The 25,842-nt window shown below is 61.9% G+C and carries 20 protein-coding genes and 2 tRNA genes; 10 read left to right on the top strand and 12 right to left on the bottom strand.

Features of this window, described 5'->3' with window-relative positions; translation table 11 throughout:
• The first annotated feature begins 20 nt into the window (after positions 1-20).
• From HU752_RS28590 to HU752_RS28635, 10 genes are all read left to right on the top strand, one after another.
• Complete coding sequence (locus HU752_RS28590; RefSeq protein ID WP_186687401.1) at positions 21-1,457, top strand: sigma-54-dependent transcriptional regulator; 1,437 nt, start codon at positions 21-23, stop codon at positions 1,455-1,457.
• A gap of 730 nt (positions 1,458-2,187) precedes the next feature.
• Positions 2,188-3,576 (top strand): polynucleotide adenylyltransferase PcnB, encoded by a 1,389-nt coding sequence (locus HU752_RS28595; protein WP_186687403.1) that lies wholly within the window; start codon positions 2,188-2,190, stop codon positions 3,574-3,576.
• A 4-nt stretch (positions 3,577-3,580) separates the two neighbouring features.
• Positions 3,581-4,063 carry a 2-amino-4-hydroxy-6-hydroxymethyldihydropteridine diphosphokinase gene (gene folK / locus HU752_RS28600; protein ID WP_186687406.1) on the top strand — a complete coding sequence of 161 codons (483 nt, stop codon included), beginning with the start codon at positions 3,581-3,583 and terminating at the stop codon, positions 4,061-4,063.
• 302 nt (positions 4,064-4,365) lie between these two features.
• On the top strand, positions 4,366-5,166 hold the full coding sequence (panB, locus tag HU752_RS28605) for a 3-methyl-2-oxobutanoate hydroxymethyltransferase (RefSeq protein ID WP_186687409.1): 801 nt from the start codon (positions 4,366-4,368) through the stop codon (positions 5,164-5,166).
• A complete protein-coding gene (panC, locus tag HU752_RS28610; protein WP_186687412.1) occupies positions 5,163-6,023 on the top strand; it encodes a pantoate--beta-alanine ligase in 861 nt (286 codons plus the stop codon). The genes panB and panC overlap by 4 nt, the downstream gene beginning before the upstream one ends.
• Before the next feature lie 305 nt (positions 6,024-6,328).
• A complete protein-coding gene (gene pgi / locus HU752_RS28615; RefSeq protein ID WP_186687414.1) occupies positions 6,329-7,993 on the top strand; it encodes a glucose-6-phosphate isomerase in 1,665 nt (554 codons plus the stop codon).
• A 187-nt stretch (positions 7,994-8,180) separates the two neighbouring features.
• On the top strand, positions 8,181-10,118 hold the full coding sequence (acs, locus tag HU752_RS28620) for an acetate--CoA ligase (protein ID WP_186687416.1): 1,938 nt from the start codon (positions 8,181-8,183) through the stop codon (positions 10,116-10,118).
• 110 nt (positions 10,119-10,228) lie between these two features.
• A complete protein-coding gene (locus HU752_RS28625) occupies positions 10,229-11,245 on the top strand; it encodes a class I SAM-dependent rRNA methyltransferase (protein WP_186687418.1) in 1,017 nt (338 codons plus the stop codon).
• 109 nt (positions 11,246-11,354) lie between these two features.
• Positions 11,355-14,279 carry a DUF748 domain-containing protein gene (locus HU752_RS28630; protein ID WP_186687420.1) on the top strand — a complete coding sequence of 975 codons (2,925 nt, stop codon included), beginning with the start codon at positions 11,355-11,357 and terminating at the stop codon, positions 14,277-14,279.
• Positions 14,280-14,281: 2 nt separating this feature from the next.
• Entirely contained in the window at positions 14,282-14,584 is a 303-nt protein-coding gene (locus HU752_RS28635) for a DUF2845 domain-containing protein (RefSeq protein WP_186687422.1), read from the top strand.
• A gap of 267 nt (positions 14,585-14,851) precedes the next feature.
• Here the strand turns inward: HU752_RS28635 and HU752_RS28640 are convergent, their stop codons facing one another.
• From HU752_RS28640 to tpiA, 12 genes are all read right to left on the bottom strand, one after another.
• Positions 14,852-15,208 carry a BON domain-containing protein gene (locus HU752_RS28640; protein ID WP_186687424.1) on the bottom strand — a complete coding sequence of 119 codons (357 nt, stop codon included), beginning with the start codon at positions 15,206-15,208 and terminating at the stop codon, positions 14,852-14,854.
• 288 nt (positions 15,209-15,496) lie between these two features.
• Positions 15,497-17,602: a polyribonucleotide nucleotidyltransferase gene (gene pnp / locus HU752_RS28645; RefSeq protein ID WP_186687431.1), complete on the bottom strand. Its 2,106-nt coding sequence runs from the start codon at positions 17,600-17,602 to the stop codon at positions 15,497-15,499.
• A gap of 225 nt (positions 17,603-17,827) precedes the next feature.
• Entirely contained in the window at positions 17,828-18,097 is a 270-nt protein-coding gene (gene rpsO / locus HU752_RS28650; protein ID WP_017904137.1) for a 30S ribosomal protein S15, read from the bottom strand.
• A 115-nt stretch (positions 18,098-18,212) separates the two neighbouring features.
• Positions 18,213-19,130, bottom strand: a complete 918-nt coding sequence (truB, locus tag HU752_RS28655; RefSeq protein WP_186687446.1) for a tRNA pseudouridine(55) synthase TruB — start codon at positions 19,128-19,130, stop codon at positions 18,213-18,215.
• 3 nt (positions 19,131-19,133) lie between these two features.
• A complete protein-coding gene (gene rbfA, locus HU752_RS28660) occupies positions 19,134-19,550 on the bottom strand; it encodes a 30S ribosome-binding factor RbfA (protein ID WP_186687449.1) in 417 nt (138 codons plus the stop codon).
• 159 nt (positions 19,551-19,709) lie between these two features.
• Entirely contained in the window at positions 19,710-22,232 is a 2,523-nt protein-coding gene (gene infB, locus HU752_RS28665) for a translation initiation factor IF-2 (RefSeq protein WP_186687452.1), read from the bottom strand.
• A 27-nt stretch (positions 22,233-22,259) separates the two neighbouring features.
• A complete protein-coding gene (gene nusA / locus HU752_RS28670) occupies positions 22,260-23,741 on the bottom strand; it encodes a transcription termination factor NusA (protein WP_186687455.1) in 1,482 nt (493 codons plus the stop codon).
• Positions 23,742-23,788: 47 nt separating this feature from the next.
• Entirely contained in the window at positions 23,789-24,247 is a 459-nt protein-coding gene (gene rimP, locus HU752_RS28675; RefSeq protein WP_054058270.1) for a ribosome maturation factor RimP, read from the bottom strand.
• 140 nt (positions 24,248-24,387) lie between these two features.
• Positions 24,388-24,464 (bottom strand) — tRNA-Met (locus HU752_RS28680).
• A gap of 96 nt (positions 24,465-24,560) precedes the next feature.
• Positions 24,561-24,646, bottom strand: a tRNA-Leu gene (locus tag HU752_RS28685).
• A 29-nt stretch (positions 24,647-24,675) separates the two neighbouring features.
• A complete protein-coding gene (secG, locus tag HU752_RS28690; RefSeq protein ID WP_186687458.1) occupies positions 24,676-25,062 on the bottom strand; it encodes a preprotein translocase subunit SecG in 387 nt (128 codons plus the stop codon).
• 3 nt (positions 25,063-25,065) lie between these two features.
• Positions 25,066-25,821: a triose-phosphate isomerase gene (gene tpiA, locus HU752_RS28695; protein ID WP_186687461.1), complete on the bottom strand. Its 756-nt coding sequence runs from the start codon at positions 25,819-25,821 to the stop codon at positions 25,066-25,068.
• Positions 25,822-25,842: the final 21 nt, after the last annotated feature.

Genomic DNA, 25,842 nt, shown 5'->3' on the forward strand with positions numbered 1-25,842 from the left:
CCGTCGAGAGAACCGAATCAATGCCGCACATTTTGATCGTCGAAGACGAAACCATTATCCGCTCCGCACTGCGCCGCCTGCTGGAGCGCAATCAGTACCAGGTCAGCGAGGCCGGCTCGGTACAGGAAGCCCAGGAACGCTTCAGCATCCCCTCGTTCGACCTGATCGTCAGCGACCTGCGCCTGCCCGGCGCGCCGGGTACCGAGTTGATCAAGCTCGGCCAGGGCACGCCGGTGCTGATCATGACCAGCTACGCCAGCCTGCGTTCGGCCGTCGACTCGATGAAGATGGGCGCGGTGGACTACATCGCCAAGCCATTCGACCACGACGAGATGCTGCAGGCCGTCGCGCGCATCCTGCGCGACCGCCAGAACGGCCAGGCGGCTCCGGCCGAGCGCAGCGCACCGAAGAGCGCTGGCGCGGCGGAGAAATCCCTGGGCGGCAACAGCAACGGCGAGATCGGCATCATCGGCTCCTGCCCACCGATGCAGGACCTCTATGGCAAGATCCGCAAGGTCGCGCCCACCGACTCCAACGTGCTGATCCAGGGCGAGTCGGGGACCGGCAAGGAGCTGGTGGCCCGTGCCCTGCACAACCTGTCCAAGCGGGCCAAGGCCCCGATGATCTCGGTGAACTGCGCGGCCATCCCGGAAACCCTGATCGAGTCCGAGCTGTTCGGCCACGAGAAAGGCGCATTCACTGGCGCCAGCGCCGGTCGTGCCGGCCTGGTGGAGGCGGCTGACGGCGGCACGCTGTTCCTCGACGAAATCGGCGAACTGCCACTGGAAGCCCAGGCGCGCCTGCTGCGCGTGCTGCAGGAAGGCGAGATCCGCCGGGTCGGTTCGGTACAGTCGCAGAAGGTCGACGTGCGCCTGATCGCCGCGACCCACCGTGACCTGAAGAACCTGGCCAAGATCGGCCAGTTCCGTGAAGACCTGTATTACCGCCTGCACGTGATTGCACTGAAACTGCCGGCCCTGCGCGAACGTGGTGCAGACGTCAACGAAATCGCCAACGCCTTCCTCGCCCGCCAGAGCGCCCGCATCGGGCGTAACGACCTCAAGTTCGCCGCCGATGCCGAACAAGCCATCCGCCACTACTCTTGGCCGGGTAACGTCCGTGAGCTGGAGAATGCGGTCGAGCGCGCGGTGATTCTGTGCGAGAACCCGGAAATCTCGGCGGACCTGCTGGGTATCGACATCGAGCTGGGCGACCTGGAGGAAGAGGAATTCATCGGCCTGGCGCCAGCGCCGAGCAGCGCGGCCAACAGCAGCCACGAACCGACCGAGGACCTGTCCCTGGAAGACTACTTCCAGCATTTCGTCCTCGAGCACCAGGACCACATGACCGAGACCGAGCTGGCACGCAAGCTCGGCGTCAGCCGCAAGTGCCTGTGGGAACGTCGCCAGCGCCTGGGTATCCCGCGGCGCAAGACCGGGGCAACCAGCGAAAGCTGAGCGGCACAGCCCCACAGGTAACACCCTTGGATGTGAAAAAACTGTTACCTCAGATTTTTCACGTAACAAAAGCCGGGTCTATCGGTAACGAAAGCCCGGCTTTTTTTCGCCTCCGAAAAGCTGGAAAACCGTCGAAAGCCCCGGTTTTACTGGAGATCGCAAAAGTTGGCACGGCACCTGCTATATGTTTGGTACAAGAACAATAACAAGCGACGTACAAGACAATAAAAATAAGACGAATCGACTCACGCATAACAAGAACAAAACGGCGGAGGCGCAGCTAACTGATTCTTTTGGAGAGGCGTTGTATTTGGGGCTTGCCCCACGATCAGGCCGAGAACAACAAAAACTGCACTCGAAGCAGAGCCCGAACTGATTGGATCCACGGATCATGACGACACAGCGACCAAAGCAATCCGTTTGCTCTTGACTCCCGATTGGGAGGCGTCACAGGGAAGACCTGTGACACAGGGCGATCAACAAAAACAAAAAGCCCGCAACCATAATAAAAAGAGCACGCAACTACTTCTGGGGGAGCCTCGAGCTCCCCTTGTAGTTTCCGCAACATCCCCTTCCTGCCTCGATCAGCCCCGCACTACAAGGCCTTGAGCCCATCCAGGACAGTCGTCCTGCAGCGTCCTACACCATCCCTCGACTAAATGCTAGAATCCCCGCCCATCATGCGGCCATTATCCGTGCTCGCCGAATATTCCTTCAAACAGTGCATCCCATGCTGAAGAAGCTGTTCCAGTCATTCCGTTCTCCCGTGCGTCGAACGCCACACAAGCGCAGTACCCCTGAAGTGCTCAACAGCAGCCAGCATTCGCTGCAAAAGGCCCAGTTCAGCCGGTACGCGGTGAATATCGTCGAGCGCCTGCAGAACGCCGGCTACCAGGCTTACCTGGTCGGCGGCTGCGTGCGCGACATGCTGCTGGGCATCACGCCCAAGGACTTCGACGTCGCCACCAGCGCCACGCCGGAACAGATCCGGGCCGAGTTCCGCAATGCCCGCATCATCGGGCGGCGTTTCAAGCTCGTGCACATCCATTTCGGCCGCGAAATCATCGAGGTCGCGACCTTCCGCGCCAACCATCCGCAGGACGAGGACGAGGAAGACAGCAACCAGTCGTCCCGTAACGAAAGCGGGCGCATTCTGCGCGACAACGTCTACGGCACACTGGAAGACGATGCCCAGCGCCGCGACTTCACGATCAACGCCCTGTACTACGATCCGGTCAGCGAGCGCATTCTCGACTACGCCAATGGCGTGCACGACATCCGCAACCGGCTGATCCGCCTGATCGGCGACCCGACCCGCCGTTACCAGGAAGACCCGGTGCGGATGCTGCGGGCCGTGCGTTTCGCCGCCAAGCTCGACTTCGGCATCGAACGCCACACCGTCACCCCGATTCGCGACCTGGCGCCACTGCTGCGCGAGATCCCGTCGGCACGGCTGTTCGAGGAAGTGCTCAAGCTGTTCCTCTCCGGCCATGCCGCCGACACCTTCGAGATGCTGGTCGACCTGAACCTGTTCGAACCGCTGTTCCCGGCCAGCTTCGAGGCCCTGGAACACAACCCGACCTACACCCACACGCTGATCAGCCAGGCGCTGATCAACACCGACCTGCGCATCAAGCAGAACAAGCCGGTCACCCCGGCGTTCCTGTTTGCCGCGCTGCTGTGGCCGGCGCTGCCAGCACGGGTGCTGCGCCTGCAATCGCGCGGCATGCCGCCGATTCCGGCCATGCAGGAAGCCGCTCACGAATTGATCAGCGAACAATGCCAGCGCATCGCGATCCCCAAGCGCTTCACCATGCCGATCCGCGAGATCTGGGACATGCAGGAACGCCTGCCGCGCCGCAGCGGCAAACGGGCCGACCAGTTGCTGGACAACCCGCGCTTCCGCGCCGGCTACGACTTCCTGCTGCTGCGTGAAACCGCGGGCGAGCAGACCGACGGCCTCGGCGAATGGTGGACCGACTACCAGGACGCCACCGATGCCGGTCGCCGCGACATGATCCGCGACCTCAGCGGCAAGGAAGACAGCAGTGGCGCGCCCCGCAAGCGTCGGCGCAGCAACGCCGGCAAACGCAAGCGCACCGCCGGTTCGGAAGAGTGAATTGATGGAGCGCGTCTATATCGGACTGGGCAGCAACCTCGCCGACCCGGCGGAACAACTGCGCAACGCGGTGCAGGCCCTGGCCCAACTGCCGGATAGCGAACTGGCCGGTGTTTCCGCGTTCTACCAGAGCGACTCGTTGCTGCCAGGCCAGCCGCGCTACACCAACGCGGTAGCCGCGATCGACAGTCGCCTGCCGCCCCTGGAACTGCTCGACGCCCTGCAGCGCATCGAGCTCGACCAGGGTCGCGAACGCCACGAGCGCTGGGGCCCGCGCACGCTGGACCTGGACATCCTGCTGTTCGGTGACCGGCTGATCGACGAGCCGCGCTTGAAGGTCCCGCACTATCACATGCAGGCCCGCGCGTTCGTGCTCTACCCACTGGCGGAACTGGCCCCGGCCGACCTGCAACTGGCCGATGGCCGCAGCCTGCAGGAGCTGTTGGCCGAATGTCCGTTCGTCGGCGTGGAACGCCTGGCCCCGTAACCCTGCGGGAGCGCCCCGACTAGCCTCGCTCCTACGGGTAAAGCGTTCCCTCCCCGGCCTGTCGTCCCGTGCTGAATCGCATCAGTCACAGCGGTAACACTTCTACCGTAACATTGCGGTAACACATACGATTGACTTCCCCAGTCCTCCTCACGACTATAGGCGTCCCATTGCCGCCCCTGCGGCGTTAAAGGGCGCAATCCAGGCTTTATAAGCACGACAGAAGAACGTGCGCCTGTATAAATGACGAATCACGCGCGTTACTCGCAGTAATTTGCACGGCGCCTGAAGAGGACTTTTTCATGCCAGACATTACCCTGACCACCTTGCAAAGCCTCAAGCAGAAAGGTGAGAAAATCACCATGCTGACCTGCTATGACGCCACTTTCGCCCAAACCAGCTGCGAGGCCGGTGTCGAAGTGCTGCTGATTGGCGATTCGCTGGGCATGGTTTCCCAAGGGCATGACAGCACACTGCCAGTGACTGTGGCCGAAGTCGCGTACCACACCGCCTGCGTCAAGCGCGGCAACCAGGGCGCGTTCATCGTCGCCGACCTGCCGTTCATGGCCTACGCCACCGTCGAACAGACCCTGCACAACAGCGCCCAGCTGATGCAGGCCGGCGCCAACATGGTCAAGGTCGAGGGCGCCGCCTGGCTGGCCGAATCCATTCGCCTGCTGGCCGAGCGCGGCGTACCGGTGTGTGCGCACATGGGCCTGACCCCGCAATCGGTGAACATCTTCGGTGGCTACAAGGTCCAGGGCCGCGGCGAGGCCCAGGCCCGCCAGATGCGCGCCGACGCCATCGCCCTGGAGCAGGCCGGTGCCGCGATGATCCTGCTGGAGTGCGTGCCAAGCGACCTGGCGGCAGAGATCACCCAGGCGGTGAAGGTTCCGGTCATCGGCATTGGCGCCGGCAGTGCGACCGACGGCCAGGTGCTGGTGCTGCACGATATGCTCGGCCTCTCCATCAGCGGCCGCGTGCCCAAGTTCGTCAAGAATTTCATGGCCGGCCAGACCAGCATCCAGGCCGCCATCGGCGCCTACGTCAGCGAAGTCAAGGCAGTGACTTTCCCTGGGACCGAACACGGGTTTTCGGCATGAATACAGTAAAGACCGTTCGTGAACTGCGCGCCGCCGTCGCCCGCGCGCGCAGCGAAGGCAAGCGCATCGGTTTCGTGCCGACCATGGGCAACCTGCATGCCGGCCATGCGGCGCTGGTGACCAAGGCTGCGCAACGCGTGGACTTCGTGGTGGCGAGCATCTTCGTCAACCCGCTGCAGTTCGGCGCCAACGAAGACCTCGACAAGTACCCGCGCACCCTCGCCGCCGATCAGGAAAAGCTGCTGGAAGCCGGCTGCCACCTGCTGTTCGCGCCGACAGTGGAAGAGATGTACCCCGACGGCATGGCCGGGCAGACCCGGGTCAGCGTCCCGCAACTGTCCGAAGGCCTGTGCGGCGCCAGTCGGCCGGGGCACTTCGAAGGCGTGGCGACCGTGGTCAGCAAGCTGTTCAACATGGTCCAGCCGGACCTGGCCGTGTTCGGCCAGAAGGACTTCCAGCAACTGGCGGTGATTCGCGCCCTGGTCCACGACCTGAACATGCCGATCCAGATCATCGGCGAGCCGACGGTGCGCGCTGCCGACGGCCTGGCGCTGTCCTCGCGCAACGGTTTCCTCAGCGAAACCGAGCGTGCTGCCGCCCCGGCCCTGTATCGCAGCCTGAGCCAGATCGCCACGGCCATCGAACAGGGCGAACGCGATTTTTCCAAGCTGCTCGCGGAGCAGGCCAAGCTGATCGAGAGTGCCGGTTTGCGCGTGGACTACCTGGAAATCCGCCACGCCCTGAACCTGCGCACGGCCACCGCGCAGGACCGTGACCTGGTGATTCTGGTCGCCGCCTTCCTCGGCACTACCCGCCTGATCGACAACCTGCACCTGAACCTCGACACGCCAGCCTGAGCAGCGATTGCCCGGACCCAAGGGTTCGGGCAAACTGCCGCCGCACGTGGACTTCCAGACGATTTCGCAACCACTCGCCCACCAGGGGAAAACCGGGGTAAGTGCGAAAAAGTACCGGGAAAAGGTCAGACAAAGCCAAGACAGATGCCAGCGCGAGGTTTACTGTAATCGCGCTGCGTCTCCCAACCGTGCCGACGCAGATTGCCGGACACTGCCTACCACAAGAGCAGGACGATCCGGCGTTTCTGGTGTCCAAAAAAGCCAAATGTCCAAAAGGCAGTTCTCGTAAAAGGAAATCCGCAGCGATGGCGTACTACCGCACTCCTCACGACGTGACCGCTCTGCCCGCCTGGCAGGCGCTGAATCAACACCGCGAAAACATGCACAACTTCAGCATGCGCGAAGCCTTTAATGCCGATCCGCAGCGCTTCAACCAATTCACGCTCAGCAGCTGCGGGTTGTTCCTCGACTACTCCAAGAACCTGATCACCAGCGAAACCCGCAACCTGCTGGTCGGCCTGGCCAATGAAGTCGACCTGCAAGGCGCGATCAAGGCGCTGTTCGCCGGCGAGCCGGTCAACTCGTCCGAGGCCCGCCCGGCCCTGCACACCGCCTTGCGCCGGCCGGTCGGCGACAAGCTGCTGGTCAACGGCGTCAACGTGATGCCCGACGTGCACAAGGTGCTGAACCAGATCACCGAGCTGGTCGGGCGCATCCACGACGGCCTGTGGCGCGGCTACACCGAGAAGCCGATCACCGACGTGGTGAACATCGGTATCGGTGGCTCGTTCCTCGGCCCGGAGCTGGTCTCCGAGGCCCTGCTGTCCTACACCCACAAGGGCGTTCGTTGCCACTACCTGGCGAACATCGACGGCAGTGAATTCCACGAGCTGTCGGCGAAGATTCGCGCCGAGACCACCCTGTTCATCGTCTCGTCGAAATCCTTCAACACCCTCGAAACCCTGAAGAACGCCCAGGCCGCCCGCGCCTGGTACCTGGCCCAAGGTGGTTCCGAGGCCGAGCTGTACAAGCACTTCATCGCGGTATCGAGCAACAACGCCGCCGCCGTGGCCTTCGGCATCCGCGAAGAGAACATCTTCCCGATGTGGGACTGGGTCGGCGGCCGCTACTCGCTGTGGTCGGCCATCGGCCTGCCGATCGCCCTGGCGATTGGCATGTCGAACTTCAAGGAACTGCTGTCCGGCGCCTACACCATGGACCAGCACTTCCAGAACGCGCCGTTCGAACAGAACATGCCGGTCCTGCTGGCCCTGCTGGGTGTCTGGTACGGCAACTTCTGGGGTGCGCAGAGCCATGCGATCCTGCCGTACGACCACTACCTGCGCAACATCACCAAGCACCTTCAGCAGCTGGACATGGAATCCAACGGCAAGAGCGTGCGCCAGGACGGCACGCCGGTGTCGACCGATACCGGCCCGGTGATCTGGGGTGGCGTCGGCTGCAACGGCCAGCACGCCTACCACCAGTTGCTGCACCAGGGCACCCAACTGATCCCGGCCGACTTCATCGTGCCGATCGTCAGCTTCAACCCGGTCGCCGACCACCATCAGTGGCTGTACGCCAACTGCCTGTCGCAGAGCCAGGCACTGATGCTCGGCAAGACCCGCGCCGAGGCGGAAGCCGAGCTGCGTGAAAAGGGCATGAGCGAAGCCGACGTGCAGAAGCTGGCCCCGCACAAGGTGATCCCGGGCAACCGTCCGAGCAACACCCTGGTGGTCGAACGCATCAGCCCACGTCGCCTGGGTGCGCTGGTGGCGATGTACGAGCACAAGGTCTTCGTGCAGAGCGTGATCTGGGGTATCAACGCCTTCGACCAGTGGGGCGTGGAGCTGGGCAAGGAGCTGGGCAAGGGCGTCTACAACCGCCTGACCGGCAGCGAGGAGTCGGCCGCCGAGGACGCCTCGACCCAGGGCCTGATCAACTACTTCCGCGGTCGTCATCGCGGCTGATAGGCACTGTTCCCGGTCAAGCTTCGATCGTTCCCACGCTCCGCGTGGGAACGATCAGCGCTCTGACCGGCCTCTTCGCGGGCAAGCCCTGCTCCTGCAGGTGCGATATTCGGCCTTTTATCCGCTTGAACCCCGCCTCAACAGGGCGCACCCTTGAGTTTGTCGCAGACAAGAACAAGGAATCGCCATGTTCGATATCAGCACATACCCCAAGGCCGAAGCCACCCGCCAGGCCGCCCAACTGAGCCAGGACGACTACCAGCGGCTCTACCGACAATCGATCGACCACCCCGACACCTTCTGGGCCGAACAGGCCAGGCACTTTCTCGACTGGATCAAGCCGTGGCACACGGTGCGCCAATGCGACCTGCGCACCGGCCAGGCCCGCTGGTTCGACGGTGCCCAACTGAACGTCAGCTACAACTGCATTGACCGCCACCTCGCCGAACACGGTGACGATACCGCGCTGCTCTGGGAAGGCGACAATCCCGCCGAGTCGGCGCAGATCACCTACCGCAAGCTCCACCATCACGTCTGCCGGCTGGCCAACGTGCTCAAACAGCGTGGCGTGAAGAAAGGTGACCGGGTCTGCATCTACATGCCGATGATTCCCGAGGCGGTCTACGCGATGCTCGCCTGCACGCGGATCGGTGCGATCCACTCGGTGGTGTTCGGCGGCTTCTCGCCCGAGGCCCTGCGCGACCGCATCCTCGATGCCGGCTGCCAGACGGTGATCACCGCCGACGAAGGCGTACGCGGCGGCAAGTACATCCCGCTCAAGCAGAACGTCGACAAGGCCCTGCAAAGTTGTCCACAGGTCAGCAGCGTGCTGGTGGTGCAACGAACCCAAAGCCCCGTGCCCTGGCTCGAAGGACGGGATATCTGGTACCACGAGGCCGTGCATGGCATCAGCGACGACTGCCCGCCCGAGCCGATGGCCGCCGAGGACCCGCTGTTCATCCTCTACACCTCCGGCAGCACCGGCAAGCCCAAGGGTGTGCTGCACACCACTGGCGGCTATCTGCTGCAGGCGGCGATGACCTTCCGCCACGTCTTCGACTACCGTCCGGGCGAGGTGTTCTGGTGCACCGCCGATGTCGGCTGGGTCACCGGCCATAGCTACATCGTCTATGGCCCATTGGCGAACGGCGCCACCAGCCTGATCTACGAAGGCGTACCGAACTACCCGAGCAGCTCGCGCTTCTGGCAGGTGGTCGACAAGCACCAGGTGAACATCTTCTACACCGCCCCGACGGCCATCAGGGCATTGATGCGCGAGGGTGCCGAGCCGCTGAAGCAGACCTCCCGGGCCAGCCTGCGCCTGCTCGGCAGCGTTGGCGAGCCGATCAACCCGGAGGCCTGGGAGTGGTACTTCAACGTGGTCGGCGAGCAACGCTGCCCCATCGTCGATACCTGGTGGCAGACCGAGACCGGCGGCATCATGCTCACCCCGCTGATCGGCGCCCGGCAACTCAAGCCCGGCTGCGCCACCCAGCCGATGTTCGGCGTGCAACCGGTGCTGCTTGACGAACAAGGCAAGGAAATCAGCGGTGCCGGCAGTGGCGTACTGGTCATCAGGGACAGTTGGCCGGGACAGATCCGCAGCGTCTACGGCGACCCGCAACGCATGGTCGATACCTACTTCAAGCCCTACCCCGGCTACTACTTCACCGGCGACGGGGCGCGTCGCGACGAGGATGGCCACTACTGGATCACCGGGCGGATCGATGACGTGATCAACGTCTCCGGGCATCGCATCGGCACGGCCGAGGTGGAAAGCGCCCTGGTGCTCCATGAGAGCATCGCCGAGGCCGCTGTCGTCGGTTATCCCCATGACCTCAAGGGCCAGGGCATCTATGCCTTCGTCACGCCCATGAACGGCATCGAGGCAAACGAGGCCCTGAAGAAGGAACTGCTGGCCCATGTCAGCCAGGAAATCGGCAGTTTCGCCAAGCCGGACCTGATCCAGTGGGCACCGGCACTGCCGAAGACCCGCTCGGGCAAGATCATGCGGCGCATCCTGCGCAAGATCGCCTGCAACGAACTGGACAGCCTCGGCGACACCTCGACGCTGGCCGATCCGAGCGTGGTCGAGAACCTGATCGGCCAGCGCCTGAACCACTGAGCGGCGAAACGAAAACCACTCCCAGCCCCCGTCTTGCGGGGGCGACGGGCGGGATCGAGGCGCAAAAGGCTGGTAGAATCGCCCGCCAATTCCGACCCAAGGCGCGCTCCATGTCTCCCTTGAACCAGGCGCTGCGCGCCGCCCTCGATCAACGCCAGGACCTGCTGGCCGAACTGCATGCCCAGGGCACCGATTGCTATCGGCTGTTCCATGGCAGCCAGGAGGGCGCCGGTGGCCTGACCATCGACCGCTATGGTCCGCAACTGATGGTGCAGAGTTTCCACCAGACGCTGGATCGCGACTCGCTGCTGGACGCGCACGCCACCGTCAACCAGGCACTGGGCCTGGAAACCCTGCTGGTCTACAACGATCGCTCGCGGGGCAATTCGCGGGTCGACCGGGAAGATGCTGTCTATCGCGCCGAGGAAAACGCCCTGGTCGACCTGGTCGGTCATGAGTGGGGCCTCAACTACCGTGTTCGCGGTCGCCACGCCGGCCAGGACCCACTGCTGTTCCTCGACCTGCGCAATGCCCGTGGCTGGGTCAAGCAGCACAGCCGTGGCAAGAGCGTGCTCAACCTGTTCGCCTACACCTGTGGCGTCGGCCTGAGCGCTGCGGCCGGCGGGGCGCGGGAGGTCTGCAACCTCGATTTCGCCGAAGGCAACCTGGCGGTGGGTCGCGAGAACGGGCAGCTCAACCCTGAGCTGCCCGCCATGCAGTTCGTGCAATCCGATTACTTCCCGGCCATCCGCCAGTTGGCCGGGCTGCCGATTGCCCAGCGTCGGGGCCAGAAGCTGCCGAGCTATCCGCGCCTGGAACAACGCCAGTATGACCTCGTACTGCTCGACCCGCCCGCCTGGGCCAAGAGCGCCTTCGGCACCGTCGACCTGCTGCGCGACTACCAGAGCCTGCTCAAGCCGGCCCTGCTGGCCACGGCCGACAACGGCGTGCTGATCTGCTGCAACAACCTGGCGAAGGTCAGCCTAGACGATTGGCGCGAGCAGGTACTGCGCTGTGCGGAAAAAGCCGGCCGCCCGGTCCGCGACTGGCAGGTGCTCAAGCCGGCCGGGGACTTCCCGTCCAAAGACGGCCAGCCACCACTGAAAACCCTGATCCTCCAGCTCTAGAAATGACGCCAGAAAACCGGGGGTTGCGAAGAAAAAAGGGGATTGCTTCGCAACCATAAACGCGTGCCATACTCCAAGGCACCTCCGACTGAGAAAGACGACGCATCACATGTCCAAAGGATTGAAACGCGCCCTCGGCGCCTTGCTGACCGTCCTCGCGCTGTACACCGTGCTGGGCTTTTTCATCCTGCCGGGCGTGGTGCTGCGCATCGCCAACCAGCAGCTGGCAAACTACGCCACGGTGCCGGCCAAGCTCCAGCGCCTGGAACTCAACCCGTTCAGCCTGGAGGTCACGCTGTGGGGCCTGAACATCGGCGAGCCGGGCAAGGAGCAGGTGTCGTTCGAACGCCTGTACGTCAACCTGCAGATCGACAGCCTCTGGACACACGCCCTGCACCTGGCGGATATCCAGCTCGACACGCCACACGCTGAAATCATCTTCAACAAGGACGGCACGCTGAACCTGGCGCAGTTGTTCAAGCTGCCCGCCAGCGAACCGACCCCGGCCGATCCGAACGCCAAGCCGTTCCCGGTACGCGTCGACCAGATCACCCTGGCCGGTGGCTACGTGCACTTCCAGGACCTGCGCCCCAGCGAGCCCATCGAATTCCTCTACGACAAGCTGGACCTGCAGCTGAAACACCTCAGCACCCTCCCCGACGACAGCGCCGACATGGTACTGGTGGCCGCTGGTCCCGAGGGTGGGCGAATCGACTGGAAAGGCAATTTCAGCCTGGCGCCGATCACCTCCGAAGGCTCGCTGAAAGTCACCGACGGCAAGATGAAGCTCTGGTGGCCGTATGTACGTGACGCCCTGCCGCTGGTACTCGAAGACGGCATCCTGAACCTCAGCACCGACTACAAGCTCAGCCTCGCCAAGGAAACCGAGATGCAGCTGAGCAACGCCTCGGTCAGCGTTGCCCCGTTCGCCATCAAGGCACCTGATGGTCGTCCCCTGGCGCGCCTGGAGCGCCTGGACGTGAGCGAAACCACCGTCGACCTGGCCAAGCAACAGGTGGTGGTCGGCAAGATCCACAGCAACAAACTGGAAACCTGGGCCGCCCGCGAAGCCGACGGGCAGTTGGATTGGCAGAAACTGTTCGCCAGCCAACCGGCCAAGCCCGAGGAAAAGAAACCGCAGCCAGCCACCGCCGACGCGCCGCCACCTGCGCCTGCCGCACCGAGCAAGCCCTGGCAGGTGCTGCTCAAGGACGTGCAACTGCGTGACTACCGCGTGCACCTGGCCGACCGGGCCAACAAGACACCGGTCGCGCTCGAGGTCGGCCCACTGAACCTGGACCTGCAGAACTTCGACAGCCTCAACCAGTCGCCCTTCACCCTCAAGCTCGATACCGGGCTGGGCAAGCAGGGCAAGGTCCTCGCCAGCGGCCAGGTCAACCTGAGCCCCATCAGCGCGAAGCTCAAGGTCAACACCAAGGACATCGACCTGCGGGTGGCCCAGGCCTACGTCGAGCCGTTCATCCGCCTGGAAGTACGCAGCGGCATGCTCGGTAGCGACCTCGACGTCAACCTGAAAAGCGTCGACCCGCTGGCCTTCAGCGTTACCGGCCGAGCCCAGGTCGACCAGATGCACACGCTCGACACCCTCAAGAGCCGGGACTTCGTGAAGTGGCAGAAGCTGCAGGTGGACGGCCTGAACTACCAGCACGGTGACAGCCTGTCGATCGACAAGGTCAGCCTGTACCAGCCCTACGCGCGCTTCATGATCAACGACGACCGCACCACCAACGTCGATGACCTGCTGATCCCGCAACCCGCCAGCAGTGGCAGGAAGCCCGCCGCCAAGCCGGCGCCGTCGAACAGCAAGCCGCTGGGCATCCATATCGGCGGTATCGCCATCAATGACGGCTCGGCCAACTTCGCCGACTTCAGCCTGACGCCGAACTTCGCCACCGCCATCCAGCAGCTCAACGGCCAGATCGGCACCATCGACAGCCGCCAGGCGAAACCGGCGGACGTCGACGTCAAGGGCAAGGTCGACCGTTATGCGCCGGTGACCATCAAGGGCGCACTGAACCCGTTCGACCCGATGGCCAGCCTGGATATCGCCACCAGCTTCAAGCGTGTCGAGCTGACCACGCTGACGCCCTACTCCGGCAAATTCGCCGGCTATCGCATCCGCAAGGGCCGGCTCAACCTCGACCTGCACTACCTGATCACCAAGGGCCAGCTCAAGGCCGAGAACAAGCTGGTGGTCGAGCAACTGCAACTGGGCGAGAAAGTCGACAGCCCGGATGCCGTCGACCTGCCGATCAAGCTGGCCATTGCCCTGCTCAAGGACGTCGATGGCAAGATCTCCATCGAGCTGCCGGTTTCCGGCGACCTGAACAATCCGCAATTCAGCGTAATGCCGATCGTCTGGCAGACCCTGCGTAACCTGATCGTCCGTGCGGCGGCGGCGCCCTTCAAGTTCATCGGCGGCCTGATTGCCGGTGGTGATGCCCAGGACCTGAGCAACGTCGCGTTTGCACCAGGCTCCAGCGACCTGAGCAAGGACGCCGAATCGTCACTGAGCAAACTGGCCGACGCACTGAAAGAACGGCCCAACCTGCGCCTGGAAATCGAAGGCACCAGCGCCCAGAGCAGCGACGGCATGCTGATCGCCCAGCAGCGCCTGGAGCGCGAGTACCAGGCGACCTACTACAAGATGCTCCAGCGTCGTGGCGACAAGGTCCCGGCCCAGGCGGCACAACTGCAGGTGCCGGAAGACGAGAAGGCTCCGATGCTGGAAGGCATCTACCGCAACCTGATCAAACAGCAGCCACCGGCTGAATGGGCACAGCTGAGCCGCGACGAGCGCACCGCCAAGCTGCGCGACGGCGTGCTGAAGAACTGGAGCGGCAACACCGTGCTCCTGCGCAAGTTGGGCCAGGATCGCGCCAGCAGCATCAAGGACTTCCTGGTGGACAAGGGACAGTTGGCAGACGATCGTGTGTACTTCATCGACGCCACCATCGGCGATGCCGAAAGTGATGGCCGCGTCGTTACCCCCCTGCACCTGGACAGCGAGTAACCATGCCAAAACGCTTCATCTTCAGCCTGGCGGCCATCCTGTTGATGGCAGGCCAGGCCCACGCCTCCACCCTGCGTTGCGAAAAGGGCCTGATCAGCTACGGCGACAGCACCTACGACGTGACCACCAAGTGTGGCCAGCCGGTGGCGGTGATCGACAAGGGCTACATCGAGGTGCGCCACGGCAACCGTCGGGACGGAGTCAAGGTCGAGGAATGGATCTACACGCCCAGCGGTGGCATGAAGCAGTCGCTGCGCTTCGAGGGCGGCCAGCTGGTGGATATCCGCAGTACCCGCAGCCCTTGAGCCGCGGCTGATCTTCAGGGCCCATTCGCGGGCAAGCCCTGCTCCTACAGAGTTGTATGTGCACGCAGGGTGTGCAACACACCCTGTAGGAGCGAGGCTTGCCCGCGAAGCTTTTACCGCCCCCAAAATAGAACAGGCCCCGACGCAAAACGCCGAGGCCTGTAATGGTCACATCCCTGTGACCCGTCGCATGAACCTCAGGGTCCAGCGGATGGACTACACACTCATCCGTTGGTCCCTACTGCCGGTTCCGGCGAAACTCCAGGCTTACTCGGTTTTCAGAGCTTCGGCAGTAACGCCTTTCACGCCCTTGATGTTCTTGGCGATATGCACCGCGGTCTCTTTCTGGGCCGAGGTCACCTTCTTCTCCGAAGACAGCGACACGACGCCTTTCTCGGTTTCGACTTTGATATCGCTGCCAGGAATACCTTTCTCGGTCAGCAGGTCAGCTTTGACTTTGGTAGTGATCCAGGTATCGGAGGTCTCTTCCTTGGCCTTGGTGACTTCACCGGCGGCGATCATCATCGGCTTGGAAGCCTGAGTCTGTTCAGCCGCGAAGGCAGCATTGGCCAGGGTCAGAGTCAGAGCGGTGGCAGCTGCGGTAGCGATAGCGAACTTTTTCATATGAGTCACTCCTGTTCTTCTGGAAAATCTGCGCCGTGTCCTGGCAGCAGGGTTACCTGAATATTGCAGGCGCTGTGCCAATTTTCAGAAAGAAATAAATTCCTTAAAAATCAAATAGTTAATGAAAAAGCCAAAAACAGTGATCGTGCAGATTGCATGACAGGCCTTCACCCGGGCTTGCAAGTTGCAGCGTCTTTCTGCCAGCAATCCGCTGAATGCCCACCACTTTCCATCACCCATGAAAAAAGGACCCCGAAGGGTCCTTTTCAACACGAGGCGCAGGGTCGATCAGACGCCCGATGCCTTGGCAGCGGCGACGTCCTTGATGGACAGCTTGATACGGCCGCGGTTGTCCACGTCCAGCACCAGCACCTCAACTTCCTGGCCTTCCTTCAGGATGTCGGTGACTTTCTCTACGCGAGCGTCGCTCAGCATCGAGATGTGCACCAGACCGTCCTTGCCCGGCAGGATGTTGACGAAGGCACCGAAGTCGACGATGCGCTCTACCTTGCCCAGGTAGATCTTGCCGATCTCGGCCTCTGCAGTGATGCTCAGGACGCGCTGGCGAGCTGCCTCGGCCGCTTCCTTGGTCTCACCGAAGATCTTGATCGAGCCGTCGTCTTCGATATCGATCGAAGCCTTGGTCTCTTCGCAGATCGCACGGATGGTCGCGCCACCTTTACCGATCACGTCACGGATCTTGTCGGTGTCGATCTTCATCGAGATCATGGTCGGGGCGTTGGCGGACAGCTCGCTACGGGACTGGCCGATCACCTGGTTCATCTGGCCGAGGATGTTCAGGCGCGCTTCCAGGGCCTGGCCCAGGGCGATTTCCATGATCTCTTCGGTGATGCCCTTGATCTTGATGTCCATCTGCAGCGCGGTGACGCCCTTGGCGGTACCGGCTACCTTGAAGTCCATGTCGCCCAGGTGGTCTTCGTCACCCAGGATGTCGGTCAGGACGGCGAACTTCTCGCCTTCCTTCACCAGGCCCATGGCGATACCGGCCACTGGCGCCTTCATCGGTACACCGGCGTCCATCAGGGCCAGGGAAGCACCGCAGACCGAAGCCATGGAGCTGGAACCGTTGGACTCGGTGATTTCCGATACCACGCGGATGGTGTACGGGAAGTCGCTGTCGCTTGGCAGCATGGCCTGGACAGAACGACGGGCCAGACGGCCGTGACCGATTTCACGACGGCCAGCACCGCCCATGCGACCACACTCGCCAACCGAGAACGGTGGGAAGTTGTAGTGCAGCATGAAGGGGTCTTTCTTCTCGCCTTCGAGGGTGTCCAGCAGTTGCGCGTCACGGGCGGTACCCAGCGTGGCAACCACCAGCGCCTGGGTTTCACCACGGGTGAACAGGGCCGAACCGTGGGTCTTCGGCAGAACACCGACTTCGATGTTCAGCGGACGCACGGTGCGGTTGTCGCGACCGTCGATACGTGGCTTGCCGTTGACGATGTTTTCGCGAACGGTGCGGTATTCGATTTCACCGAAAGCGGCTTTGACTTCACCGGCGGAAGGCTGGCCTTCTTCGCCCGACAGCTTGGCCACGACCTGCTCGCGCAGCTCGTCCAGGCGCGCATAACGCTCGGCCTTGACGGTGATGGTATAGGCCTGGGAGATCGCTTCGCCGAATTCGGCGCGGATGGCACCCAGCAGCTCGCTGGCTTCGGCTTGCGGAGCCCAGCTCCAGGTTGGCTTGGCCGCTTCGGCAGCCAGTTCCTTCACGGCCTGGATAACGGCCTGGAATTCGTCGTGGGCGAACAGTACCGCGCCCAGCATCTGGTCTTCGGTCAGTTCCTTGGCTTCCGACTCGACCATCAGTACCGCTTCGGAGGTACCGGCCACGACCATGTCCAGGCTCGAGGCTTTCAATTGTTCGTAGGTCGGGTTCAGCAGGTAGCCGGTGCTTTCGTGGAAAGCTACGCGAGCGGCGCCGATCGGGCCGTCGAACGGGATACCGGAGATAGCCAGGGCAGCCGAGGTACCGATCATCGCCGCGATGTCCGGATCGGTCTTCTTGCTGGTGGAGACGACGGTGCAGACAACCTGCACTTCGTTCATGAAACCTTCAGGGAACAGCGGACGGATCGGACGGTCGATCAGGCGCGAGGTCAGGGTCTCTTTCTCGGAAGGACGGCCTTCACGCTTGAAGAAGCCGCCAGGGATCTTGCCGGCAGCGTAGGTCTTTTCCTGGTAGTGCACGGACAGGGGGAAGAAGCCCTTGCCCGGATCGGCTTGCTTGGCACCAACAACGGTCACCAGCACGCTGACGTCGTCGTCAACGGTGACCAGCACTGCGCCGGAAGCCTGGCGAGCGATGCGACCAGTCTCGAGGGTTACGGTCGACTGACCGAACTGGAATTTTTTGATTACCGGGTTCACGGTGTCCTACCTTCTTTGTGGCTCTTGGGGGAACTGGCTTCTTGCGAAATCCTTGGCCAGTACCGGGCATCGACCCGGTCCTGGATCATTACGAAAACGGCCTGCGGGGCAGCTTTCGTAATGATCCGGCACTCCAGATAAAACTTGAGGCTGGGAGCCTGCCCCATGCCGGTGGGAAACCCACTGACACAGGACAGACAACCAACCTCTAGCGCAATCGCTGGATCAGCGACGCAGGCCCAGACGACCGATCAGGGTGCTGTAGCGAGTCACGTCCTTGCCTTTCAGGTAGTCCAGCAGCTTACGACGCTGGTTTACCATGCGGATCAGACCACGACGGGAGTGGTGGTCTTTACCGTTGGCCTTGAAGTGACCTTGCAGCTTGTTGATGTTGGCGGTCAGCAGTGCAACTTGCACTTCTGGCGAACCAGTGTCACCAACAGCTTGCTGGTAGTCGGCAACGATCTGAGCTTTTTCTTCAACGCTGAGTGCCATGTGGGCAATCCTTATATCAGGAAACCATCCAGGGACAGTTTCAACAGGCCGGGGACAAATCCCCGCATTTATAAAAGAGTAGTGACCGTGCCTGTTGACAGCCACCCTCGTCCGGTCATTCTGACCGAATCAGTCGACGCGGCGCGATGCGCCCGTCTTCGCTCACTTCACCGATACCGATGAAGCGACCATTGTGATCCTGTACCCGGACCATGCCGAATTTCGGCGCGTCCGGAGCACGCACTGGCTGGCCGTTGAGCCAGTAGAACGCGCTGTGCTCGGAAAACTTGAGCAAAGGCCAATCCTGCAGGCCACTGTCCGACGGCATCAGGAAGCGGTCGACCGCCTCGTTGCCACCTTCGGCATGCACGGCTTCCAGCTCTTCGAGCGTCACCGTCTGGGCCAGGCTGAAAGGACCGGCCTGGGTCCGACGCAGTTCGGCGACATACGCACCGCAACCGAGCCGCTCACCGATATCCTCTACCAGGGTACGAATATAGGTGCCCTTGCTGCACTCCACTGCCAGTCGGGCAGTATCGCCTTCACAGGCGAGCAATTCCAAGCGCGCAATAGTAACAGAACGCGGTTCGCGCTCCACTACTTCCCCTGCACGAGCCAACTTGTACAGCGGCTGCCCATCACGCTTGAGGGCCGAGTACATGGGCGGTATCTGACTGATTTCACCACGAAAATCCGGCAGCACCGCGTCGATATCGGCACGACCAACGGTCACCGGGCGAGTCTGCAAAACCTCGCCTTCGGCGTCCGCCGTGCTGGTGGTCTTGCCCAATTGCATCAGGGTTTCATAACCCTTGTCGGAATCGAGCAGGTATTGCGAGAACTTGGTCGCCTCGCCGAAGCACAGTGGCAGCACGCCGGTGGCCAGCGGGTCGAGGCTGCCGGTGTGGCCGGCCTTCTCGGCGTTGAGCAGCCAGCGAACCTTCTGCAGTGCCGCGTTGGAGGTGAACCCCAGCGGCTTGTCCAGCAGGATGATACCGCTGACGTTGCGGCGGATACGTTTGACCTGGGCCACTACTTACTCCCGACCGTCTTCTGGTTGGGCGCCCTGAGGGTCGCTGCCCTCGCCGTGCAGGCTGTCCTCGGCCACGGCGCGCTCGATCAGTGCCGACAGGTGGGCACCACGGGCAACGCTTTCGTCGTAGTGGAAGTGCAACTGCGGCACGCTGCGCAGCTTCATTTCACGGGCCAGCTGCATGCGCAGGAACCCGGCCGCCGAGTTGAGCACCTTGATGCTCTGGGCGATGTCTGCCAGGTTGTCCTGGCCCATCACGGTGATGTAGATCTTCGCATGGCCGACGTCACGGCTGACATCGACTGCGGTGATGGTGATCAGGCCGACGCGCGGGTCCTTGACCTCACGACGGATCAGCTGGGCCAGCTCGCGCTGCATCTGATCGCCGATGCGTTGGGTACGGCTATATTCTTTTGCCATGTCTTGTTACCTGTTACTGCCCCGAGGCGAAAGCCTAGAGGTCTGAAAGCGGCAAACGCCCGGCCTGGCAGAAGCCGGACCGGGCGTTGCGTTTAGAGTCCGCTCAAGGCCCGTGCAGAATACTGCGACAGGCCATCACGGCTCCTGGAAGCCTGCGATTCAGAGGCTGCGAGCAACCTGAACCTTCTCGAAGACTTCGATCTTGTCACCGACCTTGACGTCGTTGTAGCTCTTCACACCGATACCACATTCCATGCCGGCACGGACTTCGGAAGCGTCATCCTTGAAGCGGCGCAGGGATTCCAGCTCGCCTTCGAAGATCACGATGTCTTCACGCAGTACGCGGATCGGACGGTTACGGTGCACGCTACCCTCGATCACCATGCAGCCGGCGATGGCGCCGAACTTAGGCGAACGGAATACGTCGCGGACTTCGGCCACGCCCAGGATGTTCTCCCGAACGTCGCTGCCCAGCATACCGGTCAGGGCCTTCTTCACGTCTTCGATGATGTCGTAGATCACGTTGTAGTAACGCATATCCAGACCTTCCTGCTCGACGATCTTCCGTGCGCCAGCATCGGCACGCACGTTGAAGCCGAACAGTACAGCGTTGGAGGCCAGTGCCAGGTTGGCGTCGGACTCGGTGATACCACCGACACCGCCACCGACGACGCGCACTTGCACTTCGTCGTTACCCAGACCGTTGAGCGCGCCTTGCAGCGCTTCCAACGAACCACGGACGTCGGACTTGAGGACGATGTTAAGCGTCTTCTTCTCTTCCTGGCCCATGCTTTCGAAGATGTTTTCCAGCTTGCCGGCATGTGCGCGAGCCAGTTTGACTTCGCGGAACTTGCCTTGGCGGAACAGCGCGACTTCACGAGCTTTCTTCTCGTCAGCCACCACGCTCATCTCGTCGCCCGCATCCGGAGTGCCGTCCAGGCCGAGGATCTCGACCGGGATCGCCGGGCCGGCTTCCTTGATTGGCTTGCCGTTCTCGTCGAGCATGGCGCGCACGCGGCCATAGTTCGAGCCGACCAGGACCATGTCGCCCTGGCGCAGCGTACCGTCCTGAACCAGGACAGTGGCGACCGGACCGCGGCCCTTGTCGAGACGCGATTCAACCACGACACCGCGGCCAGGAGCGGAAGGCGTTGCCTTGAGTTCCAGGACCTCGGCCTGCAGCAGGACCGCTTCGAGCAGTTCGTCGACGCCAGTACCGACTTTCGCCGAGACCGGAACGAACGGAGTATCGCCACCCCAATCTTCCGGGGTCACGCCGTGGGTCGCCAGCTCGCTGCGGATGCGATCGAGGTCGGCACCCGGCTTGTCGATCTTGTTCACCGCGACAACCAGCGGCACGCCAGCTGCCTGGGCATGCTGGACGGCTTCGATGGTTTGAGGCATCACACCGTCGTCGGCCGCGACCACCAGGATCACGATGTCGGTCGCCTTGGCACCACGGGCACGCATCGCGGTAAACGCGGCGTGACCCGGGGTGTCGAGGAAGGTGACCATGCCGCGGTCGGTTTCCACGTGGTACGCACCGATGTGCTGGGTAATACCACCGGCTTCGCCAGCGGCAACCTTGGCACGACGGATGTAGTCGAGCAGCGAGGTCTTACCGTGGTCAACGTGACCCATGACGGTCACGACTGGCGCGCGGGAGAATTCCTCACCTTCGAACTTCAGCGACTCGGCCAGGGAATCTTCCAGGGCGGTATCGCTGACCAGGGTCACCTTGTGGCCCAGTTCCTCGGCCACCAGCTGGGCCGTTTCCTGGTCCAGAACCTGGTTGATCGTCGCCGGAGTACCCAGCTTGAACATGAACTTGATGATTTCGGCAGCCTTGACCGACATCTGCTGAGCCAGGTCGGCCACAGTGATGGTCTCGCCGATCTTCACGTCACGTACCACAGGCCCGGTAGGGCTCTGGAAACCGTGAGCGTTGCGTTTCTTCGGCTTGGCCTTGCCACCGCCGCGACCGCCACGACGGAAGCCATCGCTTTCCTCGTCGGTGGTACGTGGAGCAACGCGTACAGCCGGCGCCTTTTCCTTGACCGAAGCGCGATGCGGAGCGTTCTTGCGCTCGCCGTCGCCACGACGGTTTTCGTCGCCACGGGACTTGTCGGAACGACGTGGCTCTTCGCGCTTGCGGGTGTCGGCGGCAGGGGCCGGCGCGGCAGCCGGTGCTGCTTCACGCACTGGCTCGTCGACTTCGGCCGGAGCGGCGACCGCTTCGACCACAGGCTCGACCACCGGCGCAGGCGCAGGCTGGCGACGCGCTTCTTCTTCGGCGCGGCGCTTGGCTTCTTCTTCCGCCTTCTGACGGGCCGCATTTTCTACGGCGCGACGTTCTTCCTGCTCGCGCTTGCGCTCGGCTTCGATTTCTTCCGGGCTGCGCTGTACGAAGACTTTCTTCTTGCGTACTTCAACACTGATGCTCTTGCTGCCGGCAACACGCAGGGTGCTGGTGGTCTTGCGCTGCAAGGTGATCTTGCGCGGTTCTTCCACTTTCGCCTTGTGGCTGCTCTTCAAGTGAGTCAGCAGCGACTGCTTTTCGCTGTCGCTGACATGCTCCTCGGCGGCGGTGTGCGGCAGACCTGCCTCACGCATCTGCTGCAACAGGCGCTCTACCGGTGTTTTGACCTCATCGGCCAGTTGTTTCACCGTGACTTGCGTCATGCACTTCTCTCCTCAGGCCGCGCCTAATTACTCGAACCAGTGGGCTCGGGCGGCCATGATCAACTTGCCGGCACGATCATCGTCGATGCCGTCGATGTCGAGCAGGTCGTCAATCGACTGCTCGGCCAGGTCTTCGCGGGTAATGACGCCGCGCACCGCCAGTTCCATCGCCAAATCCTTGTCCATGCCCTCGAGCGAGAGCAGGTCTTCGGCCGGATGGGCGTCTGCCAGCTTTTCCTCAGTAGCGATGGCTTTGGTCAACAGGCGATCCTTGGCACGAGCGCGAAGCTCGTTGACGATTTCCTCGTCAAAGCCGTCGATGTTGAGCATCTCTTCCAACGGTACGTAGGCAATTTCTTCCAGGCTGGTGAAACCTTCATCGACCAGCACCTGTGCCAGCTCTTCGTCGACTTCCAGCTCGTCGATGAAGTTGCGCAGGATGTCACCGGTTTCTGCCTGTTGCTTAGCCTGGATGTCCGACTCGGTCATCACGTTCAGGGTCCAGCCGGTCAGCTGGCTGGCCAGGCGGACGTTCTGGCCGCCACGGCCGATCGCCTGGGCCAGGTTGTCGGCACCCACGGCGATGTCCATCGCGTGGGCATCTTCATCAACGATGATCGCCGCGACTTCAGCCGGCGACATGGCGTTGATGACGAACTGGGCCGGGTTGTCGTCCCACAGCACGATATCCACACGCTCGCCACCCAGTTCGCCGGAGACGGCCTGGACGCGCGAACCACGCATGCCGATGCACGCGCCTTGCGGGTCGATACGCTTGTCCTTGGAGCGGACGGCGATCTTGGCACGCGAACCCGGGTCACGGGAGGCAGCCATCACTTCGATCAGGCCTTCGGCGATCTCCGGGACTTCGATACGGAACAGTTCGATCAGCATTTCCGGCGCGGTACGCGACAGGATCAGCTGAGGACCACGGTTCTCGGTGCGAATTTCCTTGAGCAGTGCACGAACCCGTACACCGACGCGGAAAGTTTCGCGGGAAATGATGTCTTCACGGGCCAGCAGCGCTTCGGCGTTGTTACCCAGGTCAACGATGACGTTGTCGCGGGTGACTTTCTTCACGGTGCCGGAGATGATCTCGCCCAGGCGCTCGCGATAGGCATCGACGACCTGCGCACGCTCGGCTTCGCGGACCTTCTGCACGATGACTTGCTTGGCGGTCTGGGCAGCAATGCGACCGAACTCGATGGACTCGATCTTTTCCTCGACGACATCGCCAACCTTGGCACCCGGATGGGTCTGCGCCACCTTGCTTGGCCAGGTCTCGATCGCCGGATCGTCAAGATCGGCTTCCTCGACCACAGTCCAACGACGGAAAGTCTCATAGGAACCGGTGTGGCGGTTGATTTCCACACGCAGGTCAACTTCGTCTTCAAAGCGCTTCTTGGTAGCAGTCGCCAGAGCAATCTCCAGCGCCTCAAAAATCACGCCTGCCGGTACACCCTTTTCATTGGATACCGACTCAACAACCAGCAATACTTCTTTGCTCATCGTACGCCTCGCCTTTCGCAAGCCATTGGATCCGCGGGATCCGCGTCTCAGTCAAAACTGGGAATAATGTTGGCCTTGTCGATCAAATCGATCGGCAACAGGAACTCGTGGTCATCCACCTGCACCACGACGTCCTGCTCTTCCACTCCACGCAGAAGGCCCTGAAAGTTGCGTCGACCTTCGAAAGGCGAGCGCAACCTTATTTTCACTTGTTCGCCGGCATGCGAGGCAAACTGTTCAAGGGTGAACAGCGGGCGTTCCATGCCAGGAGAAGAAACTTCAAGGGTGTATTCAGTGGAAATCGGATCTTCGACATCCAGTACACCACTGATCTGGCGACTGACGATGGCGCAGTCATCCACCAGGACACCACCCTCTTTATCGATATAAACGCGCAACACGGAATGGCGGCCTTGAGCGGAAAACTCGATACCCCAGCATTCATAGCCCAGGGCCACGACCACCGGGGCCAGCAAGGCCTGCAACTGTTCTAGCTTGCTCGACACCTGAACCCCCTCGTGCATGATGTGCATGCGATTTAAGAAAACAAAAAATGGGCGAATCGCCCATCCCTGAAATGCCGTCAACGCGGCATCAATTGTGGTCCAGCTAACAAAAAGCCCCTGAAAAGGGGCTCCGCTAAAACTGGTTGCGGGGGCCGGATTTGAACCGACGACCTTCGGGTTATGAGCCCGACGAGCTACCAGGCTGCTCCACCCCGCGACAAAGCTGGGGCAAAAGTATACGACCGAACCCATTTTGGGTCAATGTAACCTTCCACCTACAAGAAAGCCCGCAACAGCGGGCTCTCCTGATAATTGGTACCGAGAAGGGGACTCGAACCCCTACACCCTATGGGCACAACCACCTCAAGGTTGCGTGTCTACCAATTCCACCACCTCGGCAATACAACGTTTACAGCATGAAACCCGTTTTACTTCTTCTGCTCTGGAGCTTGAGGTACATCGCCTGCCGGAGTGGCCGACTTTTGCTCCTGGAGCACCGGTACATCATCAGATGCCGGTTTTTGCTTTGGCGCTTCCAACACTGCCGGACTTGGAAGACCTGCTTGAGTCAGCTGGTGAGCTTTCTCTTTAGCAAAGTAACCTAACCCTAAGCTGGTTATGAAGAAACCTGCGGCAAGTATAGCAGTAAACTTACTAAGAAAGGTAGAGGAACCTTGGCTTCCGAACACAGTATTTGAAGCACCTGCGCCGAAAGATGCACCAGCTTCCGCACCTTTACCCTGTTGCAGCAGTACGAGAGCAACCACTCCCAGTGCAGCCAACAGATGAAGAACGACTACGATCGTTTCCAGCATTTCTCAGTTTCCCGCAGCGCGACAGATCGCACCGAATTCATCTGCATTCAGGGAAGCTCCACCAATGAGCCCCCCATCGATATCCGGCATGCCGAACAGTTCGACCGCATTGGCCGCCTTCACGCTGCCGCCGTATAGAAGCCGCACACCTTGAGCGACTTCAGAATTCTCTGCCGCCAACTGCGCGCGAATGGCTGCATGCACATCCTGCGCCTGTTGCGGCGAAGCTGTCAGCCCGGTACCAATGGCCCAGACCGGCTCGTAAGCGATCACAGCCTTGGCAAAAGCACCGACACCCAACTCTTCGATGATGCTGCCCAACTGACGCGAAACCACTTCCAGCGTCTTGCCGGCTTCACGCTCTGCCTGGGTCTCCCCTACGCACAGCACCGGTATCAGCCCGCAAGCCTGCGCTGCCGCAAACTTGCGATTGAGCATCCGATCCGTTTCACCCATTACCTGGCGACGCTCGGAGTGCCCAACCAGAACCAGGGAGCAACCTGCATCGACCAATTGGCTCGGTGCAATCTCACCTGTCAGGGCGCCTTGCATGGATTCCACCGCAGAGTTCTGCGCACCGATCGAAATCGACTTGCCTTTCAAACCATCGACCACTTGGGTGACATGCAAGCAAGGCGGGAATACCGCAACATCAACACCGCTCGGCAGGGCCAGATTACGCAGCCCTTTGATCAGCTCAGCGACGCTGGCGCGGGTACCGTGCATCTTCCAGTTACCAGCTACCATGGGGCGACGCATGCTCTACCTCGCGGGTCAAAG

Origin of the sequence: Pseudomonas vanderleydeniana (genome assembly GCF_014268755.2) — a bacterium.
GTDB lineage: Bacteria > Pseudomonadota > Gammaproteobacteria > Pseudomonadales > Pseudomonadaceae > Aquipseudomonas > Aquipseudomonas vanderleydeniana.